We start from the raw sequence: 25054 nt of genomic DNA, 5'->3' as shown, positions 1-25054 counted from the left end.
TTGCGCAACGCAAGTGCCCAAAAACGCTATTGTAAAAAAGAGGAACATGACCATGCCTGAAGTTCAAGCAGTTAAAGATCAAGACACCGTTAAGCTTATCGGCTATCTGCTCGAAAGACAGTTTAACCAACAACTGGCCGATGTGTGGAATATCGGCCTTAATCTCGCCCTTAGGATCTCTGACTTACTCTCAATTAAGTTCAGTGACATCCACGGCGATAGATTCATCTTTAAGAAATCCAAAACCGGAAAAATTGCCAGTATCAAACTCAACTAAAAGACGCTGGAACGGATACACTGTTGCTGACGTTGCTCAGTGTTTGGGTACGACCACTCATAGTCTTTATGGGTGGGTTCGGCGCTATGGTTCTGATTCAGAGGAAGACCTCATGCAATCAGCTGAGTCCTCTGAAATTCATCGCCTCATTAAACGAGCAGTACTGAGAGCACAAGTTGGCTATCGTAAACCTAGCGCTGAGTAACATGTATTTACTCCAAATCGTTTACAACGGAAATTTAATCCGTCAGCGCCTAACAAAGCTTGGGAAACGGACATTACATACATCAAAACACATGAAGGTTGGCTTTATCTTGGCGCAGTGATGAAACTTGTTTTCGCGTCGCATTATTGGTTAGCCAATGGGCTGTCGGACCATAAAAGAACTTGCGTTAGATGCGTTATTTATAGCGGTATGGCGCCGAAAACCTAATGGTAAAGCGCTCATTCAGATCAGGGAAACCAGTACACAACTCACGATTGGAGCGATTTTCTGAGTGCCCATGCATTGGTTGCATAAGTCGTCGAGGAAATTGCCATGATAACGCAGTAGCAGAAAGCTTCGTTCAACTGCTGAAAGGCGAGCTTAACAAGCGGAAAATCTATCCGACTAGAGACAACGCAAAGATGGATTCGTTTAGTTAAATTGAGATGTTTACAACCCGAAACGATAGCATTGTTCCAATAATGGACTATCCCCGTTAGAGTATACATATCAGTATGTCAATGAGGCTAAAAGTTGTCGAGTGAAGTAATGGCGATTCACACCCCTGCATTTCAACAAGATCTTAATCACTAAAAATTGATAATACAGCAAACAAATTGAGGATCTTAAAATGACACTATACAAACAAGAATTTGGTGAAAGCTTTAATTTAGGCTTTAACCATTCCGAATTCCCTTGGTTGGTTGATAAGAGTTGGCACAATGATGTCTGTCCTAGCTTTACTTTTAAAGCAGGTTCCCAGTACCTAGTCCTTTGGGTGGACTATGAAGCACCTGAAAAACGAGAGTATGAGCAAGAGCGCTATGTCGTAATGACGGCCACCAATGAAGGAACTGATACTGAGCCAGAAATCTACGCGGGTGAAGGGAGTGAAGTTGTACTGGCAACTGAAAGCCCCTCTGAATTTACGGCATATCTGAGACAGTTAGCCTCAGCGCATTAATCATGGGTACACAATCCCGATGGATTTCGGAAAGGCAATTGCAAGCACTTGAATCGAAATTAAGTATAGGAAAAATATGATGAATAAATTTAAGTTAGGAGCTGAAGGTGTTGGTGATGTTCCGGACTATCTGGCACAGGAGGGATTAGAATTAGCGGTTCTTTACTTTCAGGAAAACGATTTGGAACCCGCAGAATGTTATGCGGCCTACAAGCAGGCTCCAGATTCTGAGCTGGGTCAGGCTTGGTACACTGCCGAGACCGACGCCAATAGAGTTATTCAAGGAAATAAAAGGTATGATAACTCAATGATTGTATTAGTTAATGAGTTGGCTTAACACCATTACTTTGGTACTACGTATTATCTGAATGCAGACTGCCTATGAAAGTGACTCAAACTGAGCAACTATGGCCTCTGTTTTATCAGTTCATCATGTAACCTACGGATAAACTCTTCAGAAGTCACGCCTAGTGCACTAATTAGCCCTTCAAGCGAATCAAGGGTGATGTTACGAACGGATCGTTCAACTCCCGATATGTAAGTGCGATCAATGCCTGATTGCCTTGCCAATTGTTCTTGGCTTAACCCAGCCTCATTGCGCAATTGCCTTAACGTTACCGCTGTTGCCAGTTTAATACTCATAGTCAGTCCTACACACCACTGTAGACAGGATGTTCCCAAATCTTTGCGTTAGACACAACTGACTATGAGTCACATACGACAATCTAATCTTAACTAACGCTAATAAAAATAGTAAATGATACCCAAGAAAAATCAGATGTAACAATATAGTTTTAAGAGCAAAAGAACGAATTACCAAATAATCCCAGCCTTCTGAGAAGGCAAATATTCAATCTCACGACAACCTAGTAAGCACAATCAAACCCGCGCTCTTGTCACCCTAACTCATTACGTCAAGCCCATATCGTTAACAACCTACCTCGCCCGCAACGCCTGTCGTTCGCGGGCTTTTTGTTTTGGAGTCCACCATGAAAATACACCGCGAAACCATCCTGCCAGAGCCCTTTTATGAATTATTAGAACGGCAACTGGCAGCACTCAATAACCCGAGTCTCAACATCGTCACCCTAAACTACCGCGATCCCGACTACAGTGCGGAGAGAGGTGGTTATCACCCAGTGGAGATCAACCTCTACCGCCAGGGGGATTGCTGGTATCTCAATTACTTCACCGACTTTGCTTACTGCGGCGGGCCCTTCCCTGAGCTTGAGAAAGAAATGGAAGTGCTGTTTCAGGAGAAGCAGGTCTACAACAGCTTCTTTGGCCGCTGTTACCTCGAGCAAGCCGACAGCTTGGTGAGGTTGCTGCTGGAGAACTTCTGTAACTACGTGGAGATGGAAGTCTATCAGGTTCAAGTCAGTGCCGACTGAACTTGGTACCCACAAAGGTATCTTGGGAACCAAGCAACACTGGCCCGATGCGGGTTTGCGATGTGCTGGTGCCCACATTGATGACATAGCTAATTGAGGGAACCAAGCATGAACGAAGTCGAAGCGGTCAAGAACCGCGACACCATCAAGCTTATCAGTTACTTGCTCGAACGTCACTTTGGTCAGCAGATGGCGGATGTCTGGAATATTGGCCTTAACCTGGCGCTGCGGATCTCTGACTTACTTTCAATTAAGTTCAGCGATATCGACGGCGACCGCTTAAGCGTCATCGAGCAGAAGACCGGTAAACGCGCCAGCATAAAACTCAACCCGAAGACACTGGCGTTGATTGAGGCGATCCACCAGCGTCACCCCGAGCATATCTACCTGTTTCAATCCCACCGCTCGAGCCAAGCCAAAGACCGGCAGGCCCCCGCGAAACCGCTGACACGGCGCGCCGTCGCCAAAGCGTTTGCGTTTGCCTTTGTCGGTGACGATATCAAGTTAGCCTGGGCACCCACTCAATGCGTAAAACACGGGGATATCACCTATATCAAGCCTGCAAAGACATTGGCCGGGTGATGCGCATGCTGCGGCATCAATCGGAAGCGATCACCCTGCGTTATATCGGCATTACTCAGCAGCAAATCGATAAAGACTTTGTCGAGCTGGAAATCTGAGTCAATCAGCACGCCCTATTCAACCCATTGGCAGATGCGACCTATTGGGTATCTGCGTTATTTTTCTTGGAGTCCATACCATGTATAAATTTCATCCCGGTGATCATCTGGTCACCAATATCGATCCGCTTGGCTTAACCGAACACCACGGCCTTTATGTGGGCCATGGAAATGTTATTCACTTATCTAAACAGGGCATCATCGAAGAAATCGACCTGCAGCAATTTGCTGGTGGCCAGAGTATCAGAGTGAAAAAGTCCACGCTGTTTCCCCATCAAGTTATTGAGCTAGCACGCAGTCAGCTGGGTCACAGCCCATACGGCGTTGCTACCAATAATTGCGAGCACTTCGTCAATGAATGCTTAGCGGGGAGTAGCACCTCTAATCAAGTGAGTAATCTTAGCCACATTGCACTGCAAGGCTCAGCCAGAGCAGGCTTACTGGGGAGCACCGCGTCGAAGTTCGCCACGGGAACTGTCGCAAACGTCGTGTTAGCCTCTACCGCCGCTAAGATGACCGGTGAATACCTAGGGCTACCCGATAACGTCAACACACTCCTAGGCACACCAGGGGATCTTGTCGCTAAACCTGCCGAATGCCTACTAAAAGGCACCACACAAACCCTTGGTGAGAGTTATACTTGCTTACGCCAGGGTGAAATAACTGATGCAGGGATCAAACTCGTCACCGGCAGTGTAGAAACTGGCTTAAACACCGTGTTGACGACAGCAGAAGTGGGCATCAATGGCGTAAAAGCTGGTGCTGAGCTGATAGCAGATGCATGGCATTGGTTAAGGTCATAAGTATTGGAGCTAACTCTTTAACAACGAAGCGGCCCTCAAGCCGCTATCGTTGACATACTTAAGGACCAATACAGGTCCCACAGCTAAGCACCTTTATTTTTTTAGCTTAAACTTTAATAAGTTAATCACTCTATCACCACGCTTAAATACAACTGCAGCCGAATGAACGTGTTCTATCGCCATAATGCTTAGTCTCTAACTTGGCCAGATAGCTCAAGCGAAAGAAAGCACTCGCAAAGGTTTGAGGATAATTCGGTGCATTACGATTGAGATAGTAAACAGGTGTATCCTCAGGGAAATGGACTAAATGCCGAGTACTGTAATCATCTAATCCCAAGGCACTGGCCCAGGCTTCAACAATCTTAGTACTCAAGTTTTGACCACTTCGATTGTAATTACCGAGATGGTTATAAGCATCGTTATTGAGGAATATTGCGATATGGTAATGGTCTGTATCGGCACATGCTCGCTCCCTTGCCCAAATATAACGCCGAGTACAAGGATGCACCCGTTTACCCTCACGGCCCTTGATTAACCTATCCTGCTGGATTTTGGCATCCAGAGATTTAAAGAACTTGCTGATTACCGTTGAATCATAAACCGTTGGTGAGTCGCGAAAGTTAAGCTGTGGTAGATGTAAATCAAACCGCACCATGAAGGTACGAGGGTGCTCATTCATAGCTGCTTGTAAGGTCTGTAAAATTGCATCTAAGTATGCAGCGCTTAGTGGCCTCGGATAAACATTGAGGCCTTGGTATTGGCCATTGCTGATGACGGTAAGGTTAGTGTTAGAGGTATGACGTTTTGACATGTTGAGTTCCCATATTGGTTAAGTTACATAACGTATGGGGTTTGTGTAATTTATAACTCAAAAGCCAAAAAGTGATTGATATTACTCAGTCGAGGTTAGCATGCCTTTGATAGCAGCTAACCCTGTATGTTCATGGGTAAGGTAGTGTTAGAGATACTGGTCGAGTGGATACTATTGAGTAGTAGGCATGACGACAGGGCTGTAGTATTAACAAACAGACAATCGCAATAACTGAAATCCCCGTCAATCATTGAGCAGTAGATCGGGTGAGCAAGGGCGATTGGATATCACATTACTCGATAATTAAATCATTGGTTTTGTGCAGTTTTTAGTCTATTCCCACGTTGGTTTCAATCGGATGAACTTCACCATCTACAATGTAAACCCGCTTTTCATAGGGACCATTCGAGATAGGATATAAGTAATAAATGTCAAATGGGCGCTTAATCTCAATAACGTCTTCTGATTTTTCATCCAATAAAAAAGCAAATTTAAATGGCGCTTTGAAATGCTTCTTAAGGATAGCTGTCTTGTATTTCAGCGTTTCAACTGCTGGGAATATGACACATCTCACTAAGACCTCAGCAAATACACTCAAATCTGTGGTATCAAACAGGTCTACCTCATCGCCTGATTCACGTTCAATCACATGACTTTTTTTGCTATTTTTATCAATATCTTCAGCATAATCTTTCCCAATCAACACTTTTCCCTGTTTTAAAAATACTGGCTGTAGCTCCTGACAGAAACTGATACTCAATTGTGTTAGCCACTCTTGGTTTAGTTTTCTCCTAGAAATGGCTGATTGAGCCACTGTCAGCAATATTTTTTCGAATAAAAATTTTTTCAATGCAGGCATACGAGCTAATTCGATAAAAAATATCCAACTAGATTCAGCACCTTCAATACCGATTGCCATCGCGAATCGCTTTCTACACTGAGCATATGCATTCGTCCTAATGGTCTTGCTATCATCGTCGTCCTTCTGTTGTAAATGACTGAAAGAAACTAAGCCATTGTTCGATATAGAAATCAATTTCTTAAGGATATGCTGATACTCTTCAGTAGAAATTGCTTGCTCACAAGTAACGGAGCGGAATATAGCACTAGAAAACCGCTCATTTGTAATATCTAGCAGATAAATTGAAGGCCTGGATCCAAAAATCACCTTTGAAGTGACCCCAGAACTCAACTTCCTCAGATATCCAAGCCTAGAAAGCTTATCTAGCTGTGAATTGAATTGGTCATTACTCATTCCGGTCATCTGAGCAATGACTGAGAATCCCAAGTTTTCCACCAGACCGTACTCATTTGCGTGAAGCAAGAAGATGCAAAGCAGTAAACGATTGCTCAACGTCAAATGTTGGTGATTGTTGAAATGTAATTCTTCGATCAGACCAGCGTGAAATCTTGGATGTTCATCCACACATAAAATAGCAAGCAGTTTATTGGTAGCAAAATACTGTGATGTGGGTCTGCCAACCCTAACTCCTAGATGAATGTGACTCCTTTCAAAAAAACCTTCAGTAGTCATGTAGGCAAGAGACGACATGACAACATTCTTAGAAACGCCTAGCATTTTTGCTATATCTGCTACTGGTAATGGGACCCCAGCTTCAGGTGCAAAAAATCTAAACCATAGGGAAATAAAAAATCTGGATTCTGGTTTGGCACCTTTGAGCGAACTAAGTAAGCGCTTCATTTGAATTTTAATGATAGAAAACCATTAATAAATACTTCCATAACCAGTAGGTAATTGCAATTTAAAATTACTAGTAATTTACTAGTAAATAAAAACAAAAAAGTGTTAAAATCACAGCAAATAAAATTTCAAAAAATATTTACATTACCTGAACTAAGTGATAAGAGTGGTTTGCATGATGGACATTAAGCTCCAGGCCGAATTTGAAGCAAAGTTTGACTTCTTTTACCGAAACAAAACGCACAAATTGCTACTGGCTTGGGTGACTAAATACCTTTACAAAAAAGGGATTTTTTTTAGCCAGAATCCAACAATAATTGAAGTTAAATCGACGCTTTTTAATTTGTTTAAAGACAGTAATGAAAGAGCCACTTTCGAATTTTATCGAAAAATGGAAAAAGCATGGGAAGCACACAATAGGAGGCTTGCATGCAAAGCCAAGATGCTCAACATCAGTGTTTCAATCGAGCATAAGAACAAATTCAAGGAGATGGCAAAAGAGGCAAAAATCACGAACATTCAACTGTTTCAGTCTCTCATCGATGATAACTATAAGCTTCTCATCGGTTTAAAGGAGCAAGAACTCATAGCTAAAGTTACAGAAAAAGCGAAAAAGGCAGAAATAAATAAAAATAAATCACTTACAGATCAGTCACTTATCGGTGAGCTTCATCTACAGAAAAACTATAACAACCGTTTAAAAAAACAGATGACTGAGCTAAAGAATAAACTTCAAGCCGTAAAAGACAATTCATCAATCTTATTTACTATCATTGAAAAAGCTAAAAAAAACCGCTCAAAGCTCACCGATGACCATCTTATTCAAGCAACTATAGCCCTTACTGAAATCAACGGTGAGCAACTTCCCTTAGAGGAGTCCATAGAGGCTACAGAACAGGAAGAAAACACTGAGCAAAATCAGACTTCAGGTCCCCGCCTTAGAAAACGAGCAAGACCAGCTAAAACGGCTAGCAAACAGTAAAACAAAGAATCATCTCGTTAAGGCATTAGAATATGGTGGGTATATCGGTGGGTATCAATGCGAATTACCACAAAATAAAACATGCTAGCTATTGTTTAATAATGGTTTTATTTTAAATAAAAATATTCAGATCCAAAACGTTGAGTAATAATACTTAACGCGTTTTAGATACCAAAAAGCCCTTAATGTAAGGGCTTTTGGTATTTTATGACACTGAGGGAGTATCAGTTAAAACACTCACTTTGAGTCACTAATATCAAGTGCGAAGCGCTGAGCTAGGCTCAGTGAACAATTATTTACGGTAACAGGATTTTTTGCAGCTCTTGGTGCGAGCTCACTTGATAGTGCGGGGCGATACCGGCGGGCACATCGTGGCCGTGGACGTTATACCAGCAAGTATGAATACCGGCGTTGATACCGCCTTGGATATCTGAATGCGGGTTATCACCGACCATAAGCACAGCATCGCGCTCAGGATAGCCCATGAGTTCGAAGGCATGTTCGAAGATACCCACATCAGGTTTGGCTATGCCGACTTTTTCTGAAATCACTAAAATATCAAAATGATGCTGTAAGCCTGTACGCTCTAATCGCACGGTTTGTAGCTCAGTGAAACCGTTAGTGATGATGCCTAATTTTGCCTTACCTTGGAGCGCGACTAATAACTCGCGGGCACCGGGTAGCGGCGAACAAATTTCGGCCATTGCCGATAAAAAGGCACTATTGAGCGTCATCGCCGTGACAGATAATTTGGCAGCCCAAGGCTCGAAACGTATGGTCTGCAACTCAGCGGCAGTTATCTTACCATCTTGATAATCGACCCAAAGTGGTTTGTTAACTAACTGATACTCGTCAAAATCGGCTTGGGTAAAATCGACCCCAAACTCACTAAACATCAACTTAAGCCCTTTTAAGGCATCGAAATAAAATAAGGTTTCATCGGCATCGAACAAAATCCATTGGTAAGGCAAGGACATAGGAACTCTCTTTCTGACAAAATAGCTAAGACCCATCCCATGCCGTTCAGTGGCATCGAGAATGGTACATCGGCGATTGCGGCAACACTGTGGCTAACTACCTAGCAGTAATCAAGATAAGCGATAAACATGAGCGATGAGCGCCAAAATAACTAGGCTCCACAGTCGACACTCGCAATCAGCAAGTGCATTAGTCTACCTTGCATCAAGGGCAATGATAACCACGATAATAAAAACTGACTGTTGAGGTATCATCAACAATAATGGCAGGGGAACGCGATAATCTAAGGACACCATGGAGCACTTTTCAGCACTATCTATCTTTGTCACGGTCGTGGAATGCGGTAGCTTTTCGCTTGCAAGTCAAAAGCTTGGACTGAGTAAATCGGCTGTGAGTAAACGCATTACCCTATTAGAACAAAGTCTGGGTATTCAACTTTTGCACCGTACCACTCGCAGCTTAAGTCTTACCGAAGCGGGCGCCCGCTATTTTGACTATGTTCGTCCTGCCGTTAAACTCGCAGAGGAAGGGTTAGACGCCATTTCTGAGCTACAACAAGCGCCTCAGGGCAATCTTCGCATCGCAGTTCCTATGGTATTTGGCCGCTTGCATATCGCCCCTTTAATCCCCGAGTTTCTGCGCCGTTACCCGAAAATACAGCTGCAAATGCAGATGGATGATAAGACAACCGATTTAATTGCTGGCGGATTCGATCTGGCAATTCGTATCGGCGAGCTACCAGATTCCAGCCTGATTGCCCGTAAAATCGCCCCTTGTTTAAGTGTCATTTGCGCCTCACCCGAGTATCTTGCTCGCCACGCTGCGCCACAAACGCCGCAGCAACTCAGCCAACATAACTGTTTGTTCTACTCATATTTTCGTGATGGTGTTGAATGGACCTTCTTAAGCCCGCAGGGCCCCACTCGCATCCAGCCACTCGGCAATTACCAAGTTAATAATAGTGACGCTATCCACCAAGCCACACTCGATGGTCTAGGCATAGCCAACCTGCCCCGTTTCATGGTCGACGCCGACTTACAAACAGGCCGCCTACAAGCCTTGCTCACAAACCATCCCCTCCCCGAACATGGCATTTATGCAGTTTATACACAGCGGAAATATTTGCCGACTAAGGTGAGTGTATTGATTGAATTTTTGATGGAGAAGCTGGCGAGTTCAGATAAGTTTCAACTTGTAAGCGACTAGGAATTACATCCCTACTTTACCCATATGTTGAATGAGAGATATGCTCGATACCTGTAAAAGCGGAGCAACTCTATCTATCCAATGGGTAAAGTTGATATTGCAAATAGGATAATAAAGTTAGTTCGTGTCTCACTCAAAAGTTCAAAGCTCTTCGATTCCACACGCTTTTAGAAATTGATAAGTCGAATCATAAAAAGCCGGTTTTCTAGTAATATCTAACTCATCGCCTTTAGGGACGAAAATCACCATTCCTTGCCTCGCTCGCGTCAGTAAGACTCGATAGGCATTTTCAAGATACCTGCATTTTTCTTCCCGTTGTCGTTGTTCCCAGCTTGAGCCTCGAAACTGCATATGCTCAAAACCTGCATGACCGAATCTAAAATCAGCCTCCCAAGCAACCAAACACCAATCAAGCTCAAGCCCTTGAACATCAAACTCTGTGGCGACATCTTCAAGAAAATGTGAAGAACGAATATCCTCTATCGGCCCCAAAAACCAATCTTTATGCTCAATTTTGTTTTTGACGAAAATGCCTTCAGCTTTTAATCGAATACCATTTGACGAGGCTAGCATTCCCATTGTTTCAGTCCCACGCACTTGAGATTTTATCCAACATTTAGCAGCCTTTAAGTCTCGGGTAACTTTAATTGGATATTTTTGCTTAAAAGTCGCCAAAACATTCAAAGCCATGCCACTGTTACCATTAACTAAATGGTGGATAAAATTTGACAACTTTTCGGCTCGAAATGAACGCATCGATGTCGCCAAATGTAAACAAGGTAACAAAGTACCTTTTGAAAAGTCGCGAGTCGTTAAACCCGTAGACACATACTCACCATTAAGTAAATCCGTAGAATAATAAGCATCCCAGTGAGTAAATCGGTTGCCAAGTGCATCCAACCATCCAAAAAGCCCAACCTCGCCGGTGTTGATTTCTTGTCCACCGCCGATCAACGCAATAATTACAGCCCAATCTTCATGGCGGTCCATCACTTCGATAAGATATTCTGGCTCAGACTTATTGAATCCAGCTTGATTACGCTTGGTCTGCATGAATTTGCTAGTCTGCTCAACATTCCAAGCACGCTGAGCTTCGTCAAAGATAGCTACTTGCTCTACTGGGGGTTTGTTCGATGTAAGCGAGTCATCCCTAAACTTATGGATATTCTGAATAAATTGCTCAGTATGTCGTCGACAATCGCCAATTTTCTCTTTAGTGCGATCACGTCTATCTCGCGCCAGGGCTTCTTGCAAAACAGAGACTAAAGGGCCATTTCCGCTTAAAAATACTGCATATTCCTTTTCGTCAGCATTAGAATGCGCACTCGCAATATTAAGCCCTACAAGGGTTTTGCCCGCACCCGGAACGCCGGTAACGAAACAAATGATTTTTCGCTTATTGATCCGAGCATTGTGAATCAACTGAAGTAATTGCTGGCTCGTTTGTCCAAGATTTTGAGTGTCGGCTTCACTACGAGCAATATCTTCGACTTTATGCTGCGCATATAGCGCTTGCGCCGCTTCGATAATTGTTGGTGTCGGCAAATAGCCAGAATCAGCCCACAAGCTTGGGTCAAAAGTAGGTTGATTCAACCGTTCAGCGATTTGGCGCATTCTTGAAAACAATTCACTGGGTGAAATACACAAGGTCGAAGCAACATTATCGTCGGCGAATTCTGGATTTTTCGATTGGCTAGTCGCTTTAGTGGCGACAAGCAGAGGAACTAGATATTTATCATGACTACCGCGATGAAAGTTTTTTAAATCTAAAGCATATCCATGAGTTTGCCTCATATCTGCAGCAGTAAATACTTTTGCGCCAACTTTAAACTCTACAACAAAAACAATCCCTTTAAATATAATCACGACATCGGCACGTCGTCCCATTCGTGGGATCATAAACTCAATGAAAATATGCCCTTCTCGCTCAACGCTCTCGGCCAAGGAGCGTTTGAGAACTTCAATTTCAGCACACCAAGCACGAGTTTGTGCATGCAATAAATGCTGAGTATGGAAACGTGATATCTGCCCGGTAATCGCATCGGGCTCAGCAGATAGAAAATCTTTAAAACTCGCCGAATAAAATGCTCGTTGAGTCATAATGATCCCTCAACGGTAAAATCAAGAAGTTGTTTCGCCGGGATATCTAAAGCACTGGCAAGCTTAAAAAGATTAATCAAACTAACATTGCGTTGCCCACGTTCAATGCCGCTGACATAGGTTCTGTCCATGTCAGCTTTTAATGCAAGCTGCTCCTGAGAAAAAGATCTCTCAAGTCGCAAACTTTTTAGATGAGTACCGAATGAGGTAAGCAAATGATCTTCCATGAATAATCCTTTGAAGAGTTTTCATGATGATCTTTACTTGTAGACAATACGTCTACGGACTATGAGTCACATTAAATGCCTAGCACTTAATGATTTGGACATAACATCGCACAGGGTAGTCACTCACAAAATGCAAAATGATTGTTGCCGCTGATTACATTTAGACGGCAAATTCCACAATCTACTTACCAACCACTCGGCAATAAGTACCTTGTACTTCGGCCGCCGACGTCGGCTTTGGGCCAGTATCTATCTCAAATTTCTATTAAGCGATTAGTTCTACTGGCTAACAGATATGCGCGAAGGCTAACAGGATTAGGCACTAACATGGAAGTGACTATCCGTGACAGGACGTCACGGTTGAGCATCCTGGGACTTGAACATTCCCTATTTAACTGCCAGTTCGCCTTCCATGGCTCTCGTTCATAAACTTAGAAACCCTAGGTTTCTATTCACCGAGTCACTGGAATGCAAGTGCTTGATAACATGCCTAACCTTTATCGTTTCATACTGAGTGGCAATAAGTATCTGGTACTTCGGCCACCGGCGTCGGCTTTAACTAAAAAGTGCTGTTCGACCATTTGCGCAAGATGACGGGTGGCGGTGGCGCGACTCACCTTAGCGACTTTTTGATACTGGCTACTATTAATCCCTAACTCAAAATCGCCGTCTAACATGCGATTAAGTACTTTGGCTTGCTCTTGACTCAATAAAGATTGGTCGACACTTTGCCAATACTGAGTTTTCGACAGCGTTCTGCTCACATCTGCCATCGCATTGAGTAAGCAATCATTGAGGGTCTCAAAAAACCATACTAACCAAGGAGTAATATCTACATCCCCCCTTTGAGTGGACTCTAAAATGTCATAGTAAGTTTGGCGACGGGCAAGAATACTGACCGACATAGCGTAAAAACGAATCGAGCGTTTCTCCGCTTGCGCCAGAGCTAAATCAGTCAATAAGCGCGCGATGCGCCCATTACCATCATCAAGTGGATGAAGAGTAACAAACCAAAGATGTGTTATCGCCGCACGGATAAGCGGATCTAAAACCTGCGCTTGCCGTGATGCATTAAACCATTCGATAAACTGTGACAGTTCAGCATCCAAGGCTGCTCTAGAAGGTGCCTCAAAATGCACTGTTGGTTTATCAATCCGGCCAGAGACAACCTGCATAGGTGTATCGCCACGCAGCGCTCCGCCAATAACAGGGTTAAACAGCGTATAACCCTGGGGAAATAACTGTTTATGCCAACCTAATATCCGCTCAAGGGTTAACTCTGTATCTAAATTTTTTAAGGCATCGAGCATAATGTCAGCCAAACCATCGGTTTGTGCTGTTGTCGGATACGGTTTATCTTCAGTCACGCCGAGTTTTTTAGCCAAGGATGAGCGCACCGAGGCTGCATTGAGCTTTTCACCTTCGATGGCACTGGAATGGATAATGTTAGCGAGTAAGGTGTCGAGTGCAGCGTCTGAAGTTAATAAGCTATCGTCGTGACTTAGCATTTGCTTGCCAAGCAACTGGCCCTGATTGAAATAGACCTGACGCAGCAAGGCATCAATGCTGCTGGTGTTCCAATGAAACTTAGGCCAATCGGCTTGCTGCCAAATCCACATATCTACCCCATGAGTCGAATAACAAGCCTATTCTACTCACATAATGAGGCGATTAACAAATGTATTCGCCTCACTTTATGAGTCGAATAGCGCTAATAATCGCCTCATCAATACCAACATGGCTATGCAATGCAGAGAAATGAGCCTTGTTGGTAATCCGAAATCTCGTTTCTAAGCCTTGCGGTCATCCACTTGCTATTATTGTGCAGCTACAGTGCAGTTATCATACAATACGGTGCGCCTTTACTGGGTGCATTGCAGTGGTGCGTGACTTTTATGTATATACCCAAGCTACCTGAATATACGAGTTTCAGAGCGTCTAGGGGGATTCAATTCAAGGCGCATCAATGACAGAATGTCGGCCACCTTTTGAATTGATGCAACACGGAAGTGGAGTACCCTAGGCGCTCCGTCCCGGCGGGTTTTAACGCACTTTATGCGGTGTTGGTTATTTTTAACTTAGCCCGCTAGGTCTGCAAATAACCGCAATCGCCATGGATGGCGTGAATGCCATTTATGCAGGAGCAATAAATGGCATTGCCTAAAGTGCGTTAAACTCCCGCTGAATCCTGCATCTTCAGGTTGTTTGGGTATACCACCGACAAAGTCTTCGCGCTGAGATATACTGCCGCCGCTGATTTGACACGCCAATGTGAAACGCCGAAGTGAAAACTTACGGCTTTACCGCACCGCTGACACACATTCTGAGCCTAACCTATGCCTGATAACGCCAACAATTCACCAACTTCTACTCACGTACAATGTACTGCTAATACACAGCGTATCGGCAATGTTCAACCTACTGGTAATTCACAGATTGCTACGCCAGATGCAATGTACCCAGTCCAGTCGAATGCGCTCAGTGACGAACAGATAAAGGTGAAAAAGCAGAAGGTCTTTATCATAGGTTTGCCACGCACGGGCACCACGAGTGTGAGTGTGGCGTTGTTGGAGCAAGGGCTAAAAGTGGCACACATGGCCTTTACTAAGCAGGCGTTTATGCTGGCCGATGCAGTGTCTGACACGCCTTGTTTCAGCGATTATCAGCAGTTGGATTTATTATTTCCCGAGGCAGTGTTTGTCTATCTCGACCGCGATATCAATACTTGGTTGCCTTCGATGCAGATGTTACTTGGTAAAATGGCGCCCCATTTGGATGAAAAAACGGGCCGCTTTCATCCAATATTAAAGCGCAGTTTTAGGCATACTTTCGCCATAGATAAAGTGGCGGAACCTGCCAGCAGTGAGCACTTAATTGCTTGTTATCAAAAGCATCAGCAAGAAGTGTTCGCTTACTTTAATGGGCGGGAAGACTTTATTTCAATTGATGTTAGCCATGCGGGAAGCTTGAGTCAGTTACTGCAATTTTTGGGAATGGAAGCAAACGCGAAGAATAGCGATGTTACATTAGGTTTAAGCGAGCCACTGAGTTTCCCTAAACTTAACGTGGGCCGCAACGTGGCAAGTTGGGGCGAATATAAACACCCCAACAAGGTCAACACCAATAGCGCAGGCCCACAAAGCCGTAAGTTTTTCGACTACACGCTTTAACAATGCATTGGATCAGTACACAGATACCAATGTACAGATATCCAAGCGCTGAATTAGAAATTAGCTTTAAGCACAGCCTCTTGGTCGAGCAAGCTTTGGTACAAGGTAAACTGGTTGGCGGCGCGGTCTAAATTATGGCCTTCGCGGTGGATATGGAAATACACATCACCGTTAAGATAATCCGTTAAAAAACGCACACCTATCATCAAACAAATCACCCGAGCACCGAGCCACAGACTGCGCTTTTCGTCTTCCGTTAAAACGTCACCCAACTCGCTCAAGTAGCCACGGCAAATCGCGGCGAAGATGTCTTGACGCACTTGGACTTTATCCAAGGCCGTAGAGTCTTCCTCCTCTGGCGAGCAGAAAGTGCGTACCATGTCGCCGAAGTCATACATAAGATGACCTTTCATGCAGGTATCTAAATCGATAATCGCCATGCTGGACATATCACGTTTATCAAAAAGCATGTTATTGATTTTAGTGTCGTTATGACAAATTCGTAGCGGCAGCTTTGGCGATATTTCTGCAAGTTCATCCAGCAAAGCCTGCTGAGATAACGCGTAATCAACCCAATGACGGCAGAGCGCTAAGCGATGTTGACTATCGAGTTCAGCGGCCTGCTTTAGTAAGGCCATGCGTCCCGGTAGATGGTGAAATTGAGGGATCACATCTTCAAGCTCTGTCGCATCAAAATCACTCAAGGCTGAGGCAAAATGCCCAAAGGCCTTAGCCGCCATTTCCGCTTCTTGTTCCGACTTAACCACTTCAATGCTGAGACTATGAGGCAAGTAACTGATCGCACGCCAAAATCCTTGCTCGCCTAAATCGATAGCCAGCTCACCCTCTTGGGTTAAACATGGGCTAACGACTTTAAGGCCGTATTGTTGCTGTAATGACTTAGCGCATAAATGATGGCTAATTTTATCGGCATTGCAGACCAAAGCGTTGGGTGTTTTAAATACCTCAGTGTTAATTCGCTGCAATACCAATTCGCCCGCAGGCCATCGCACTAAAAGGGTGTCATTGATGTGGCCATTACCGAGGGCAGAAATTTTCGCCTCGGCAGATTCAATACCAAAATGAGGCAACACTGACTGCCTGATGAGTTTAATCACTCAATAACTCCGTTAATTTTTGTTTTACCCAGACAGTGTCCTGCGGATAAGTCACGCCAAGCCATGGCTCACAGGCAACATCGACATACACAGGCAAACCTTGCTCAATTCCCGCTTGTACTATGGCGGGTAAATAGCATTCAGACTTAGGTTGTTGACCCTGTTGCCCGATAAATTCGGTTAATTCACGTTTAATAACATCAAATATGTTTGGGGAGAAGCCCCAGCATGTCATAGAGACCAAGGACTGCGCCGGCAAATTAGCATGACCCTGCGGGCCATCACCCATTAAGTGGCCAGCTTGCTCGGCGATATTGAGCCATTCGGCGACCGATTTAAGCTGACCATTTTCAACCTGACACAGACCACGGTTAACACCACCGTGTTCCGACAACGTGAGTTCTATGGGATAGGCCACCATCATCCACTCAGTTGGCCTCATGCTTAAGCCTTTGGCTAAGGAAGCAAAAGCGCTATCACCATAAAAATCATCTGCATTGATAACGGCAATTGGCCCTTTAACAAGATGGCGCGCACTCCAGAGTGCATGGGCCGTCCCCCAAGGTTTAAGCCTGTGGCTAAGATCCGCCAACTGCGCCGCTTCGGGTAAATCCGTTAAGACTTGATAGCAAAAATGATATTCAAAATCGGCTGGCAAAAATCGTGTCAGGATCTCAGTTAATTCACTTTCTAACTCTGGACGGATCACCAGCACAGCACGCTGAAAACCACTGCGAATGGCCGACATGATTGATAGCACCAACATGGGTTCACCCGCGGGGCCGAGTGCCGCCAATTGCTTATCGCCGCCGAAACGACTACCTAGCCCCGCAGCCATAATGACTAAGGTCAATTCTGTATTCATGCTGGATTGATATATTCAGTTCAAATTTAAAGGTGTTTCCCCAAACCGCAGCGACCTAAACAACCTAAAGTACGGTTTGAGAAAAAGAGGAGCAAAAGTGTAATCTACCCCTCTAATTGTGACTAGCATTTAAGCAGAATTTTTATCGACTTAGCTGCAGACTTTTTTAACGAGCAATATAATCGCCAAAGGTGCGATTTTGTTCCAATATCGCTTGGCTGCCCTTAAGACTGAACTTATAACCACACAGGCTAATATTACCTCGACGGGCGAGGTCAATAATGATGGCCTGAGTATCGAGTGGCGAGAATCGCGCCTCTGAAGCGGAATCCGCTTTCAGATCCACAGTCACAGGACGATAGTCAGTGCCATTGTTAAAGGATAAGACGCTGCAAGTTTTATCTCCCTTTGCCGTCGCTAAGGACCACAGATTTTGTGCTTTACCTTTCTCACCGAGCCAACGCATGATCAAGATGTCATCCTCCAGCGCCACAGAAAAACCGTCCGGCAACGCGAGTGTCACGCGCTCACCCGCATAGGGAGCAATCGCGTTAACCGTGACAACCTCTGCACCATCACCCGTTTCTGCATCGCCATTTGGCCAAAGTCCCCACACCAAGGCAATCAAGAGCACCACACCACAGCCAATTCCTGCTGGGCGCCAATAACGGCGTTCCACTTTCGGCAGTTTAATCTTAGGCAACACCAAGAAACGCTTTAGTGGCGCCAAAAACTCAAATAAACCGCGAAATAGCTCGGTCATCGAACCAGAATCTTTTGCTTCGGCGCGGCGCTGACGCACTTCTTCGGCATGATCTCTATCGTTAAAGCTGTCAGGCTCGTCATCTTCTTCGGCGGTAAAACGCCAACCGGGTTCAGCACTACGCTCGGCAGGATCTAATTGCGCCGCAGTAAAGTCGACATGTTTCAAATCAACATTGTCCACATCGACATCGACCAACTCAATGTGGGTCTGTTCAACGCGGCTAGTATTAGCAGGACGAAAATCCGCATGGCTGTCTGGTATCACAAAATCGGCAGGATTCTGCGTCATTCGAGTTAACGCATCAAAGCGCAGCTCATCTTGACGCAACGCCTCTCGCTCTGCCTCCGCCGCGCTAACACTCGGCTCAACCCTCGGCGATGTTAAAACAGATTCAACATGGGTAGACAAATCGACCTCTGGCTCAGACACAGTCTCAGCGCTAATGGTTTGGGCATGAAGCTGCTCAACATGCGGCTCATGCCTTTCAGCTTGAGGTTGTGCTTGAATATGAGAGGTAGATTTTGCCGATTGTCTTACGGCAACGTCTTGAGCAACAATAGATTTAGGGTCAATGATGTTAGGATCTATGGCAGTTTTAGATGCTATGGCTTTAGCGTCTATAGTGTTAGGATCTATGGTTTTAGGTGCGATGGTTTTAGGAACGATAGTCGGTTCCACACGGCGCCTAGGCATTGCCTGTGATGTTGGTGCATCCAGCTCAGGACCGAAATAACCGTAGCGATAATCCACTATCGTTGGTGCAGGAAAGCGCCAGCCCCAAAATGTCAGTCCCGCGGCTAACACTAAACTCAATCCAATTAAGGCAATATGCACACCGGCCGCTAACAGGCCGATGAAAATTATTAACGGCAATAGAAATACGCCAATCAAGCCTTTTGACTTATCGGCATCGGCCAAACGACGCAAACTGGTGAGCCCTAATAAAGGTAGACCCAACAATGCCAGCAAATACATCAGAAAATTAGCCCCAAAAGCAGCGGCGGCAAATGCAATACAGACGTAAACGCCAACACTAATTGCGACAAAACGGGGACGAGAATCACGCCCGTGAAGGCAGAAAAGAGATTTTAACAGCACGACCCTTCCTTTATTGTTGTAAAAACGAGATACAAAAAGACACTCATTGCCTTATTCGCACGAGCGTAACCAATTTACCCGCAATTGTCAGTGCCTACGACCCAAGTCGGATAAAAATGCACATAATATCGAAGTAAATCTAAAATAGGCTTAAATTGCCAGCCAACAAGCCCTAGTATTTCTATGGTCAAAATCGGTATAATGCTCGGCTTTCTGGGCCCTTCTTGCGTTAACCCATTGGATATTTAGCTCATGACCGCACGCGGAAATTTATTTATTGTGTCGGCGCCAAGTGGCGCAGGTAAATCCTCGTTGATTTCAGCCTTGCTTAAAGACAAGCCAGCCGACATGCAGGTTTCGGTATCTCATACCACCCGCGCACCACGCCCAGGTGAAGTTGATGGTCAACACTATCACTTCGTTAATGTTGAGCAATTCAAAGCCTTAATTGCTGAAAATGCCTTTTTTGAATGGGCAGAAGTGTTCGGCAATTACTATGGTACCTCGCGCCATGTGATCGAGCATACGCTCACCCAAGGTATCGATGTTTTCCTCGATATCGACTGGCAAGGTGCCGAACAAGTTAAAGCCGTGATGCCAGAAGCCGTTGGTGTGTTTATTCTACCACCCTCTAAAGCCGAGCTAGAACGCCGCCTCACTGGTCGCGGACAAGACAGTAGCGATGTTATCGCCAGCCGTATGGCACAAGCCGTATCGGAAATGTCCCACTATAAAGAATATGATTTTATTATCGTCAACGACGATTTTGACACTGCCTTAGCCGATTTGCGTGCCATCATTCGCAGTCAGCGCTTAACAGGTGCTAGTCAGATCCACGCGCAAAATGATATGCTTCACGATCTGTTGGCAGGATAGCTGTCATAGTGTACAATTTTGCGTCATTTTTTCCCTAGATAAACTGGAGTTTCAACACATGGCTCGCGTAACTGTAGAAGACGCCGTAGAACAAATCGGCAACCGTTTTGATATGATCTTGGTTGCGGCGCGTCGTGCTCGCCAAATCGCCGTGCAGGGTAAAGACCCTATGGTTGAAGAGATGAACGACAAACCCACGGTTATCGCCCTGCGTGAAATCGAACTAGGTTTAGTTAACGCTCACACCTTAGATGCAGATGAGCGTCAAACGGTGCGTGAACGTGAAGCCGCTGAAATTGCAGCGGTTGCAGCCATTGCTGAAGGTCGTTCATTATAGTTTTTGAGTAAAAACCTATTTAGGTAAAAGGAGAGCTGCCACTTGTATCTGTTTGAAGGTCTAAAGGAGTCTGCTTCCGGTTACTTAGAACCTGAACAGGTAGAATTGCTCAAGCAGGCGTACCAGATTGCGCGCGATGCCCACGAAGGGCAAATGCGCACGAGTGGCGAACCTTATATTACTCATCCGGTTGCGGTTGCCCGCATCCTTGCTGACATGCGTCTTGATCATGAGACGCTGATGGCAGCACTGCTCCATGACACCATCGAAGATACCCATGTCACCAAAGACGACTTAGCCGAACTATTCGGTGTCGCGGTGGCCGAACTCGTCGAAGGCGTGTCAAAACTCGATAAGCTAAAATTTCGCGACAAGAAAGAAGCCCAGGCTGAAAACTTCCGTAAAATGATGATGGCGATGACGCAGGATATCCGCGTTATCCTCATCAAGCTTGCCGATAGAACCCACAACATGCGTACCTTAGGCGCACTGCGTCCCGACAAACGTCGCCGTATCGCCCGCGAAACCTTAGAAATCTACGCGCCCATCGCTAACCGTCTCGGTATCCATAACATCAAGACAGAGTTAGAAGACTTAGGTTTCCAAGCTTATTATCCAATGCGATATCGGGTGCTTAAAGAAGTCGTTAAAGCCGCCCGTGGCAATCGCAAAGAATTGATCCAAGGCATCGAAGCCGCTGTGTATACACGCTTAAATGATGCGGGTATTCCAGGGAAAGTCAAAGGTCGCGAGAAAAACCTCTACTCCATCTATAACAAGATGCAGAGTAAAGAGCTGCAATTCCAAGAAGTCATGGATATCTACGCCTTTAGGGTGATAGTCGATTCCATCGACACTTGTTATCGCGTACTTGGCGCCATGCATGGACTGTACAAGCCTCGTCCCGGTCGTTTCAAAGATTATATCGCTATCCCTAAAGCCAACGGTTATCAGTCACTCCATACCTCTTTATTTGGTCCACACGGCGTGCCCGTTGAGATCCAAATTCGTACCGAAGATATGGATCAGATGGCTGACAAAGGGGTCGCCGCACACTGGGCCTACAAAGGCGGTGCGCAAACAGGCCAAGGCACGACGACTCAAGTGCGTGCCCGTAAGTGGATGCAAAGCTTGTTGGAGCTACAACAAAGCGCTAGCACCTCATTCGAATTCGTTGAAAACGTGAAGACTGAACTCTTCCCTGAAGAGATTTATGTGTTCACCCCTGAAGGTCGCATTCTGGAATTACCCGTCAATGCCACCGCGGTAGACTTTGCCTACGAAGTGCATACGGACGTAGGTAATACTTGCGTCGGCGCCCGTGTTAACCGCCAAGCGTATCCGCTTAGCCAACCGTTAATATCTGGCCAAACCGTTGAAATCATTACCGCTAAAGGCGCCCGTCCTAATGCCGCTTGGCTGAACTTTGTGGTAACCGGTAAAGCTCGCGCTAAAATCCGCCAAGTGCTGAAAAGCCTTAAAGGTGATGATGCGATTGCACTCGGTCGCCGCCTGCTTAACCATGCGCTAGGCAAAACCAAACTCGACAGCATTGCGCCTGAGCAGATTGAAAAAGTGATCCGCGATACTAAACATACGACGCTCGATTCGCTGCTCGCCGACATCGGCCTTGGCAATGCCATGAGTATTGTTATCGCCCAGCGTTTGATTGGCGATAATCTTGAGAATCAAGAAAGTCGCGACGGCCACATGATGCCAATTCGTGGCGCCGAAGGCATGCTCGTTACCTTCGCTAACTGTTGCCGCCCCATCCCAGGTGATGCCGTGATAGCCCACGTGAGCCAAGGTAAGGGCTTAGTGGTACACATGGAAAACTGTGCCAATATTCGTGGTTATCAAGGCGAGCCAGACAAGTATATTCCCGTACAATGGGATAATGTTGAAGGCGTTGATTATCAAGCCAATCTGCGGGTGGAAATTGTTAACCACCAAGGTGCACTGGCGAAGATCACCTCGATCATTGCCGCCGAAGGTTCAAACATTCACAACCTCAGCACTGAAGAACGTGATGGTCGCGTGTATTTGATCAACCTGCGGATTTCGGTGAAAGACAGGATCCATTTAGCCAATGTGATGCGCCGAATTAGGGTACTGCCCGAAGTACTGCGCACGTCCCGTAATCGTTAATTAACTCAACACTAAAGAGAGCGTCATGGCAGAAAAAATCATCATAGCGACTGAAAACGCCCCAGCGGCCATAGGCACGTATTCACAAGCGGTTAAAGTCGGCAGCACAGTGTATTTATCTGGCCAGATCCCGCTCGTGCCAAGCACAATGCAAATTGTCAGCGATGATTTTGAAGCACAAGTCGTGCAAGTATTTGAAAACCTAACGGCGGTTTGTGCTGCTGCGGGTGGTTCAATCAACGATATCGTTAAGCTCAACATCTTCCTGATTGATTTAAGCCACTTCGCTAAAGTGAATGAAATCATGAGCCGTTACTTCAGCCAGCCATACCCAGCCCGTGCTGCTATCGGCGTGAAGCAATTGCCGAAGGATTCTCAAGTTGAAATGGACGGCGTGATGGAGCTGTAAGCGCTAGCATTTCACCTTCTATAAACAAAAAGGCGCTACGGCGCCTTTTTGTTGCCAACACAATCCAACCCCCCGCTCGCCACTCTCTTCATCTTGCTTTCACACTCAACTTGTAGGCTTTGCGCTCCATTCTCATATTTTACAATCTTGTAAACTATTTGCGCGAGCTCACAAAACTCGCCATACTGGGTACAGCCAAAAGAACAATAAATAACAGGGAATTGCCAATGGATACAGCGATTAAGACGCCAATTGAAATGCTGGCGCACTGGGCTAATACTCAGGGGGACCAAGTCTATTTACGCCAACCGATCAAGGGTCAATTCCTTGATTTTACTTGGGCTGAAGTTCAAGAAAAAGTTCAACAACTTGCCGGAGCCTTACATCACTTAGGCTTAGAGCGTGGTGATAAAATTGCCGTTCTCTCTAAAAACTGTGCCGAATGGTTTATCACCGACCTCGCGTTGATGCACGGCGGCTACGTCAGCGTACCTATTTACCCTACCGCCAACACAGATACTATTCGCTATGTGCTGCAACACAGTGGCGCAAAAGCCATTTTTCTCGGCAAGCTTGACCATTGGGCAGACCAAGAGGCTGGTGTCGGCGGCGAGCTACTTCGCCTTGCTATGCCCTATGATACGATGCCAGCACAATATCAATGGGAACAATTACTTAAGCTAGGCTACCCCTTAGTTAATGCCCCGCTGCCTACTCCAGATCAAGTGATGACACTCATCTATACCTCTGGCTCAACTGGCCAACCTAAGGGCGCGATTCAAACCTTCGCGAGCTATGGCTGGACTTGCCAAGCGGTAGTCCGTGACCTGCGCACCGATGGCGACGATAGACTTTTATCCTATTTACCCTTAGCCCACATCACTGAGCGCGTTGCGATTGAAGGATCATCCTTCTACTCAGGTAGTGTGGTGGCTTTCGTTGAAAGTCTCGACTCCTTCGTTGTCGATGTTCAACGGGCAAAACCAACGGTATTCTTCTCGGTACCACGGTTATGGAGCCTGTTTCAGAAAAACATTATCGACAAAATTGGGGTCAGTAAACTTAATCTATTGCTGAAAATCCCACTGCTTAGCAGCTTTGTGAAATACAAAATCCATAAGGGTTTAGGTTTAAACCATTGTCGTCTACTCGGCTCTGGCTCGGCGCCTATTCCGCCATCACTGATCCACTGGTATCACAGTATTGGTCTTAATATCTGCGAAGCTTGGGGTATGACAGAAAACTGTGCCTATTCGATCATCAACTATCCTTTTGATGCGCGTAAAATTGGTACTGTTGGCCGCCCAGTTGAGGATTGCCAGATCCGCCAAGGCGAGGATGGTGAGCTACTGCTCAAGAGTCCGGGATTAATGACAGCTTATTATCTGCAGCCTGAAGCTACTGCAGCGGCATTCGATGCTGATGGTTTCTTCCACACAGGCGATCTCTGCTCAATTGATGCCGATGGTTATGTCACTATTACTGGCCGAGTGAAAGACAACTTTAAAACCGCCAAGGGCAAATATGTAGCGCCCGTGCCTATCGAACGTAAATTGGCGCAGGATCCCCATGTTGAACTGATCTGCGTGATTGGCTCTGGTCTGCCACATCCCGTCGCACTAGTGCAGTTATCCGAAGGGGCAAATCTACAAGCCCGCGAAGAAGTCCGCTCCTCACTCAAAGCGACACTCGATAGCGTTAATCCGCACTTAGAGTCACACGAACATGTCGATGCGATTGTCGTGGTCAGTGATCCTTGGACGATTGAAAATGATGCGCTCACACCTACCCTCAAAATCAAACGCCATGTGCTTGAAAAAGCCTTTAGCGAACGAGTTGACGGCATTCGTGGCGCCCAAGTCCGCTGGGAAGATGAATTAACTCAAAAATAACTAGGCCAAACAATCAGTTGGCGAGTATGGTCATCAGCTAAAACTAAGC

At 45.5% G+C, this 25054-nt stretch carries 22 protein-coding genes and 3 pseudogenes; 15 read left to right on the top strand and 10 right to left on the bottom strand.

The genetic code is table 11. The features are described from left to right. Window positions 1-52 precede the first annotated feature (52 nt). The 4 genes and pseudogenes from HQQ92_RS02305 to HQQ92_RS02290 form a co-directional block, all read left to right on the top strand. A pseudogene (locus HQQ92_RS02305) lies at window positions 53-274 on the top strand (site-specific integrase); the annotation flags it as partial. Beyond that, window positions 219-1032 (top strand): annotated as a pseudogene (locus HQQ92_RS02300) (IS3 family transposase). The pseudogenes HQQ92_RS02305 and HQQ92_RS02300, both read left to right, overlap by 56 nt. 81 nt (window positions 1033-1113) lie before the next feature. Next, window positions 1114-1446, top strand: a complete 333-nt coding sequence (locus HQQ92_RS02295) for a hypothetical protein (RefSeq protein ID WP_173242810.1) — start codon at window positions 1114-1116, stop codon at window positions 1444-1446. Between the two features lie 76 nt (window positions 1447-1522). After that, the gene (locus HQQ92_RS02290) at window positions 1523-1783 is read left to right on the top strand and encodes a hypothetical protein (RefSeq protein ID WP_173242808.1); all 261 of its coding nucleotides are present in this window, start codon (window positions 1523-1525) and stop codon (window positions 1781-1783) included. A 68-nt stretch (window positions 1784-1851) separates the two neighbouring features. On the opposite strand, the gene HQQ92_RS02285 is transcribed toward HQQ92_RS02290, so the two are convergent. Further along, window positions 1852-2088: a helix-turn-helix domain-containing protein gene (locus HQQ92_RS02285; RefSeq protein WP_173242806.1), complete on the bottom strand. Its 237-nt coding sequence runs from the start codon at window positions 2086-2088 to the stop codon at window positions 1852-1854. Between the two features lie 347 nt (window positions 2089-2435). Here HQQ92_RS02285 and HQQ92_RS02280 point away from each other — a divergent pair, with 347 nt between their 5' ends. The 3 genes and pseudogenes from HQQ92_RS02280 to HQQ92_RS02270 all read left to right on the top strand — a co-directional run bounded on the left by HQQ92_RS02280 (window position 2436) and on the right by HQQ92_RS02270 (window position 4320). After that, entirely contained in the window at window positions 2436-2837 is a 402-nt protein-coding gene (locus HQQ92_RS02280) for a DUF2787 domain-containing protein (protein ID WP_173242804.1), read from the top strand. 108 nt (window positions 2838-2945) lie between these two features. After that, window positions 2946-3517, top strand: a pseudogene (locus HQQ92_RS02275) (site-specific integrase). Between the two features lie 80 nt (window positions 3518-3597). Next, window positions 3598-4320, top strand: a complete 723-nt coding sequence (locus HQQ92_RS02270) for a lecithin retinol acyltransferase family protein (RefSeq protein WP_173242802.1) — start codon at window positions 3598-3600, stop codon at window positions 4318-4320. Between the two features lie 142 nt (window positions 4321-4462). On the opposite strand, the gene HQQ92_RS02265 is transcribed toward HQQ92_RS02270, so the two are convergent. Both HQQ92_RS02265 and HQQ92_RS02260 read right to left on the bottom strand, forming a co-directional pair. Beyond that, window positions 4463-5131: an inovirus Gp2 family protein gene (locus tag HQQ92_RS02265; protein WP_173242800.1), complete on the bottom strand. Its 669-nt coding sequence runs from the start codon at window positions 5129-5131 to the stop codon at window positions 4463-4465. A 328-nt stretch (window positions 5132-5459) separates the two neighbouring features. Continuing rightward, window positions 5460-6833, bottom strand: coding sequence for a hypothetical protein (locus HQQ92_RS02260; protein WP_173242798.1), 1374 nt, complete (start codon window positions 6831-6833; stop codon window positions 5460-5462). Window positions 6834-7008: 175 nt separating this feature from the next. On the opposite strand from HQQ92_RS02260, the gene HQQ92_RS02255 reads away from it, so the two are divergent. Further along, window positions 7009-7815, top strand: a complete 807-nt coding sequence (locus tag HQQ92_RS02255; protein ID WP_173242796.1) for a hypothetical protein — start codon at window positions 7009-7011, stop codon at window positions 7813-7815. A gap of 296 nt (window positions 7816-8111) precedes the next feature. Here the strand turns inward: HQQ92_RS02255 and yjjG are convergent, their stop codons facing one another. Beyond that, the gene (gene yjjG / locus HQQ92_RS02250; protein WP_173242794.1) at window positions 8112-8792 is read right to left on the bottom strand and encodes a pyrimidine 5'-nucleotidase; all 681 of its coding nucleotides are present in this window, start codon (window positions 8790-8792) and stop codon (window positions 8112-8114) included. 295 nt (window positions 8793-9087) lie between these two features. On the opposite strand from yjjG, the gene HQQ92_RS02245 reads away from it, so the two are divergent. Next, window positions 9088-9999 carry a LysR family transcriptional regulator gene (locus HQQ92_RS02245; RefSeq protein ID WP_173242792.1) on the top strand — a complete coding sequence of 304 codons (912 nt, stop codon included), beginning with the start codon at window positions 9088-9090 and terminating at the stop codon, window positions 9997-9999. Window positions 10000-10140: 141 nt separating this feature from the next. Here HQQ92_RS02245 and HQQ92_RS02240 read toward each other — a convergent pair whose 3' ends face one another. The 3 genes from HQQ92_RS02240 to HQQ92_RS02230 all read right to left on the bottom strand — a co-directional run bounded on the left by HQQ92_RS02240 (window position 10141) and on the right by HQQ92_RS02230 (window position 13945). Then, complete coding sequence (locus tag HQQ92_RS02240; RefSeq protein ID WP_173242790.1) at window positions 10141-12099, bottom strand: DUF2075 domain-containing protein; 1959 nt, start codon at window positions 12097-12099, stop codon at window positions 10141-10143. Next, window positions 12096-12326 (bottom strand): helix-turn-helix domain-containing protein, encoded by a 231-nt coding sequence (locus HQQ92_RS02235; protein WP_076497128.1) that lies wholly within the window; start codon window positions 12324-12326, stop codon window positions 12096-12098. The genes HQQ92_RS02240 and HQQ92_RS02235 overlap by 4 nt, the downstream gene beginning before the upstream one ends. Window positions 12327-12823: 497 nt before the next feature. Beyond that, window positions 12824-13945 (bottom strand): Fic family protein, encoded by a 1122-nt coding sequence (locus HQQ92_RS02230; RefSeq protein WP_173242788.1) that lies wholly within the window; start codon window positions 13943-13945, stop codon window positions 12824-12826. A gap of 717 nt (window positions 13946-14662) precedes the next feature. Here HQQ92_RS02230 and HQQ92_RS02225 point away from each other — a divergent pair. Then, the gene (locus HQQ92_RS02225; protein WP_173242786.1) at window positions 14663-15496 is read left to right on the top strand and encodes a sulfotransferase; all 834 of its coding nucleotides are present in this window, start codon (window positions 14663-14665) and stop codon (window positions 15494-15496) included. A gap of 53 nt (window positions 15497-15549) precedes the next feature. On the opposite strand, the gene HQQ92_RS02220 is transcribed toward HQQ92_RS02225, so the two are convergent. The 3 genes from HQQ92_RS02220 to HQQ92_RS02210 form a co-directional block, all read right to left on the bottom strand. Beyond that, window positions 15550-16614: a phosphotransferase enzyme family protein gene (locus HQQ92_RS02220; protein ID WP_168826533.1), complete on the bottom strand. Its 1065-nt coding sequence runs from the start codon at window positions 16612-16614 to the stop codon at window positions 15550-15552. After that, window positions 16607-17479 carry an NTP transferase domain-containing protein gene (locus HQQ92_RS02215; protein WP_173242784.1) on the bottom strand — a complete coding sequence of 291 codons (873 nt, stop codon included), beginning with the start codon at window positions 17477-17479 and terminating at the stop codon, window positions 16607-16609. Before HQQ92_RS02215 ends, HQQ92_RS02220 begins: the two co-directional genes overlap by 8 nt. A 166-nt stretch (window positions 17480-17645) precedes the next feature. Next, window positions 17646-19343, bottom strand: a complete 1698-nt coding sequence (locus tag HQQ92_RS02210) for a hypothetical protein (RefSeq protein WP_173242782.1) — start codon at window positions 19341-19343, stop codon at window positions 17646-17648. Between the two features lie 252 nt (window positions 19344-19595). Between HQQ92_RS02210 and gmk the strand changes: the two genes are divergently transcribed. The 5 genes from gmk (at window position 19596) to HQQ92_RS02185 (ending at window position 25005) form a co-directional block, all read left to right on the top strand. Beyond that, window positions 19596-20219 (top strand): guanylate kinase, encoded by a 624-nt coding sequence (gene gmk / locus HQQ92_RS02205; RefSeq protein WP_105251162.1) that lies wholly within the window; start codon window positions 19596-19598, stop codon window positions 20217-20219. Window positions 20220-20277: 58 nt separating this feature from the next. Continuing rightward, on the top strand, window positions 20278-20556 hold the full coding sequence (gene rpoZ / locus HQQ92_RS02200; RefSeq protein ID WP_007651394.1) for a DNA-directed RNA polymerase subunit omega: 279 nt from the start codon (window positions 20278-20280) through the stop codon (window positions 20554-20556). Between the two features lie 42 nt (window positions 20557-20598). Continuing rightward, window positions 20599-22704 (top strand): bifunctional GTP diphosphokinase/guanosine-3',5'-bis pyrophosphate 3'-pyrophosphohydrolase, encoded by a 2106-nt coding sequence (gene spoT / locus HQQ92_RS02195; protein ID WP_105251161.1) that lies wholly within the window; start codon window positions 20599-20601, stop codon window positions 22702-22704. Between the two features lie 25 nt (window positions 22705-22729). After that, window positions 22730-23113, top strand: a complete 384-nt coding sequence (locus HQQ92_RS02190; RefSeq protein WP_105251160.1) for a RidA family protein — start codon at window positions 22730-22732, stop codon at window positions 23111-23113. A 227-nt stretch (window positions 23114-23340) separates the two neighbouring features. Then, complete coding sequence (locus HQQ92_RS02185; RefSeq protein ID WP_173242780.1) at window positions 23341-25005, top strand: AMP-binding protein; 1665 nt, start codon at window positions 23341-23343, stop codon at window positions 25003-25005. The last annotated feature ends 49 nt before the right edge of the window (window positions 25006-25054 follow it).

The organism is Shewanella sp. DC2-4, from assembly GCF_013248875.1.
Taxonomy (GTDB): Bacteria; Pseudomonadota; Gammaproteobacteria; order Enterobacterales; family Shewanellaceae; genus Shewanella; species Shewanella oncorhynchi.
The sequence above is the reverse complement of the archived record's forward strand: the minus strand, read 5'-3'. Positions and strand labels throughout refer to the sequence as shown.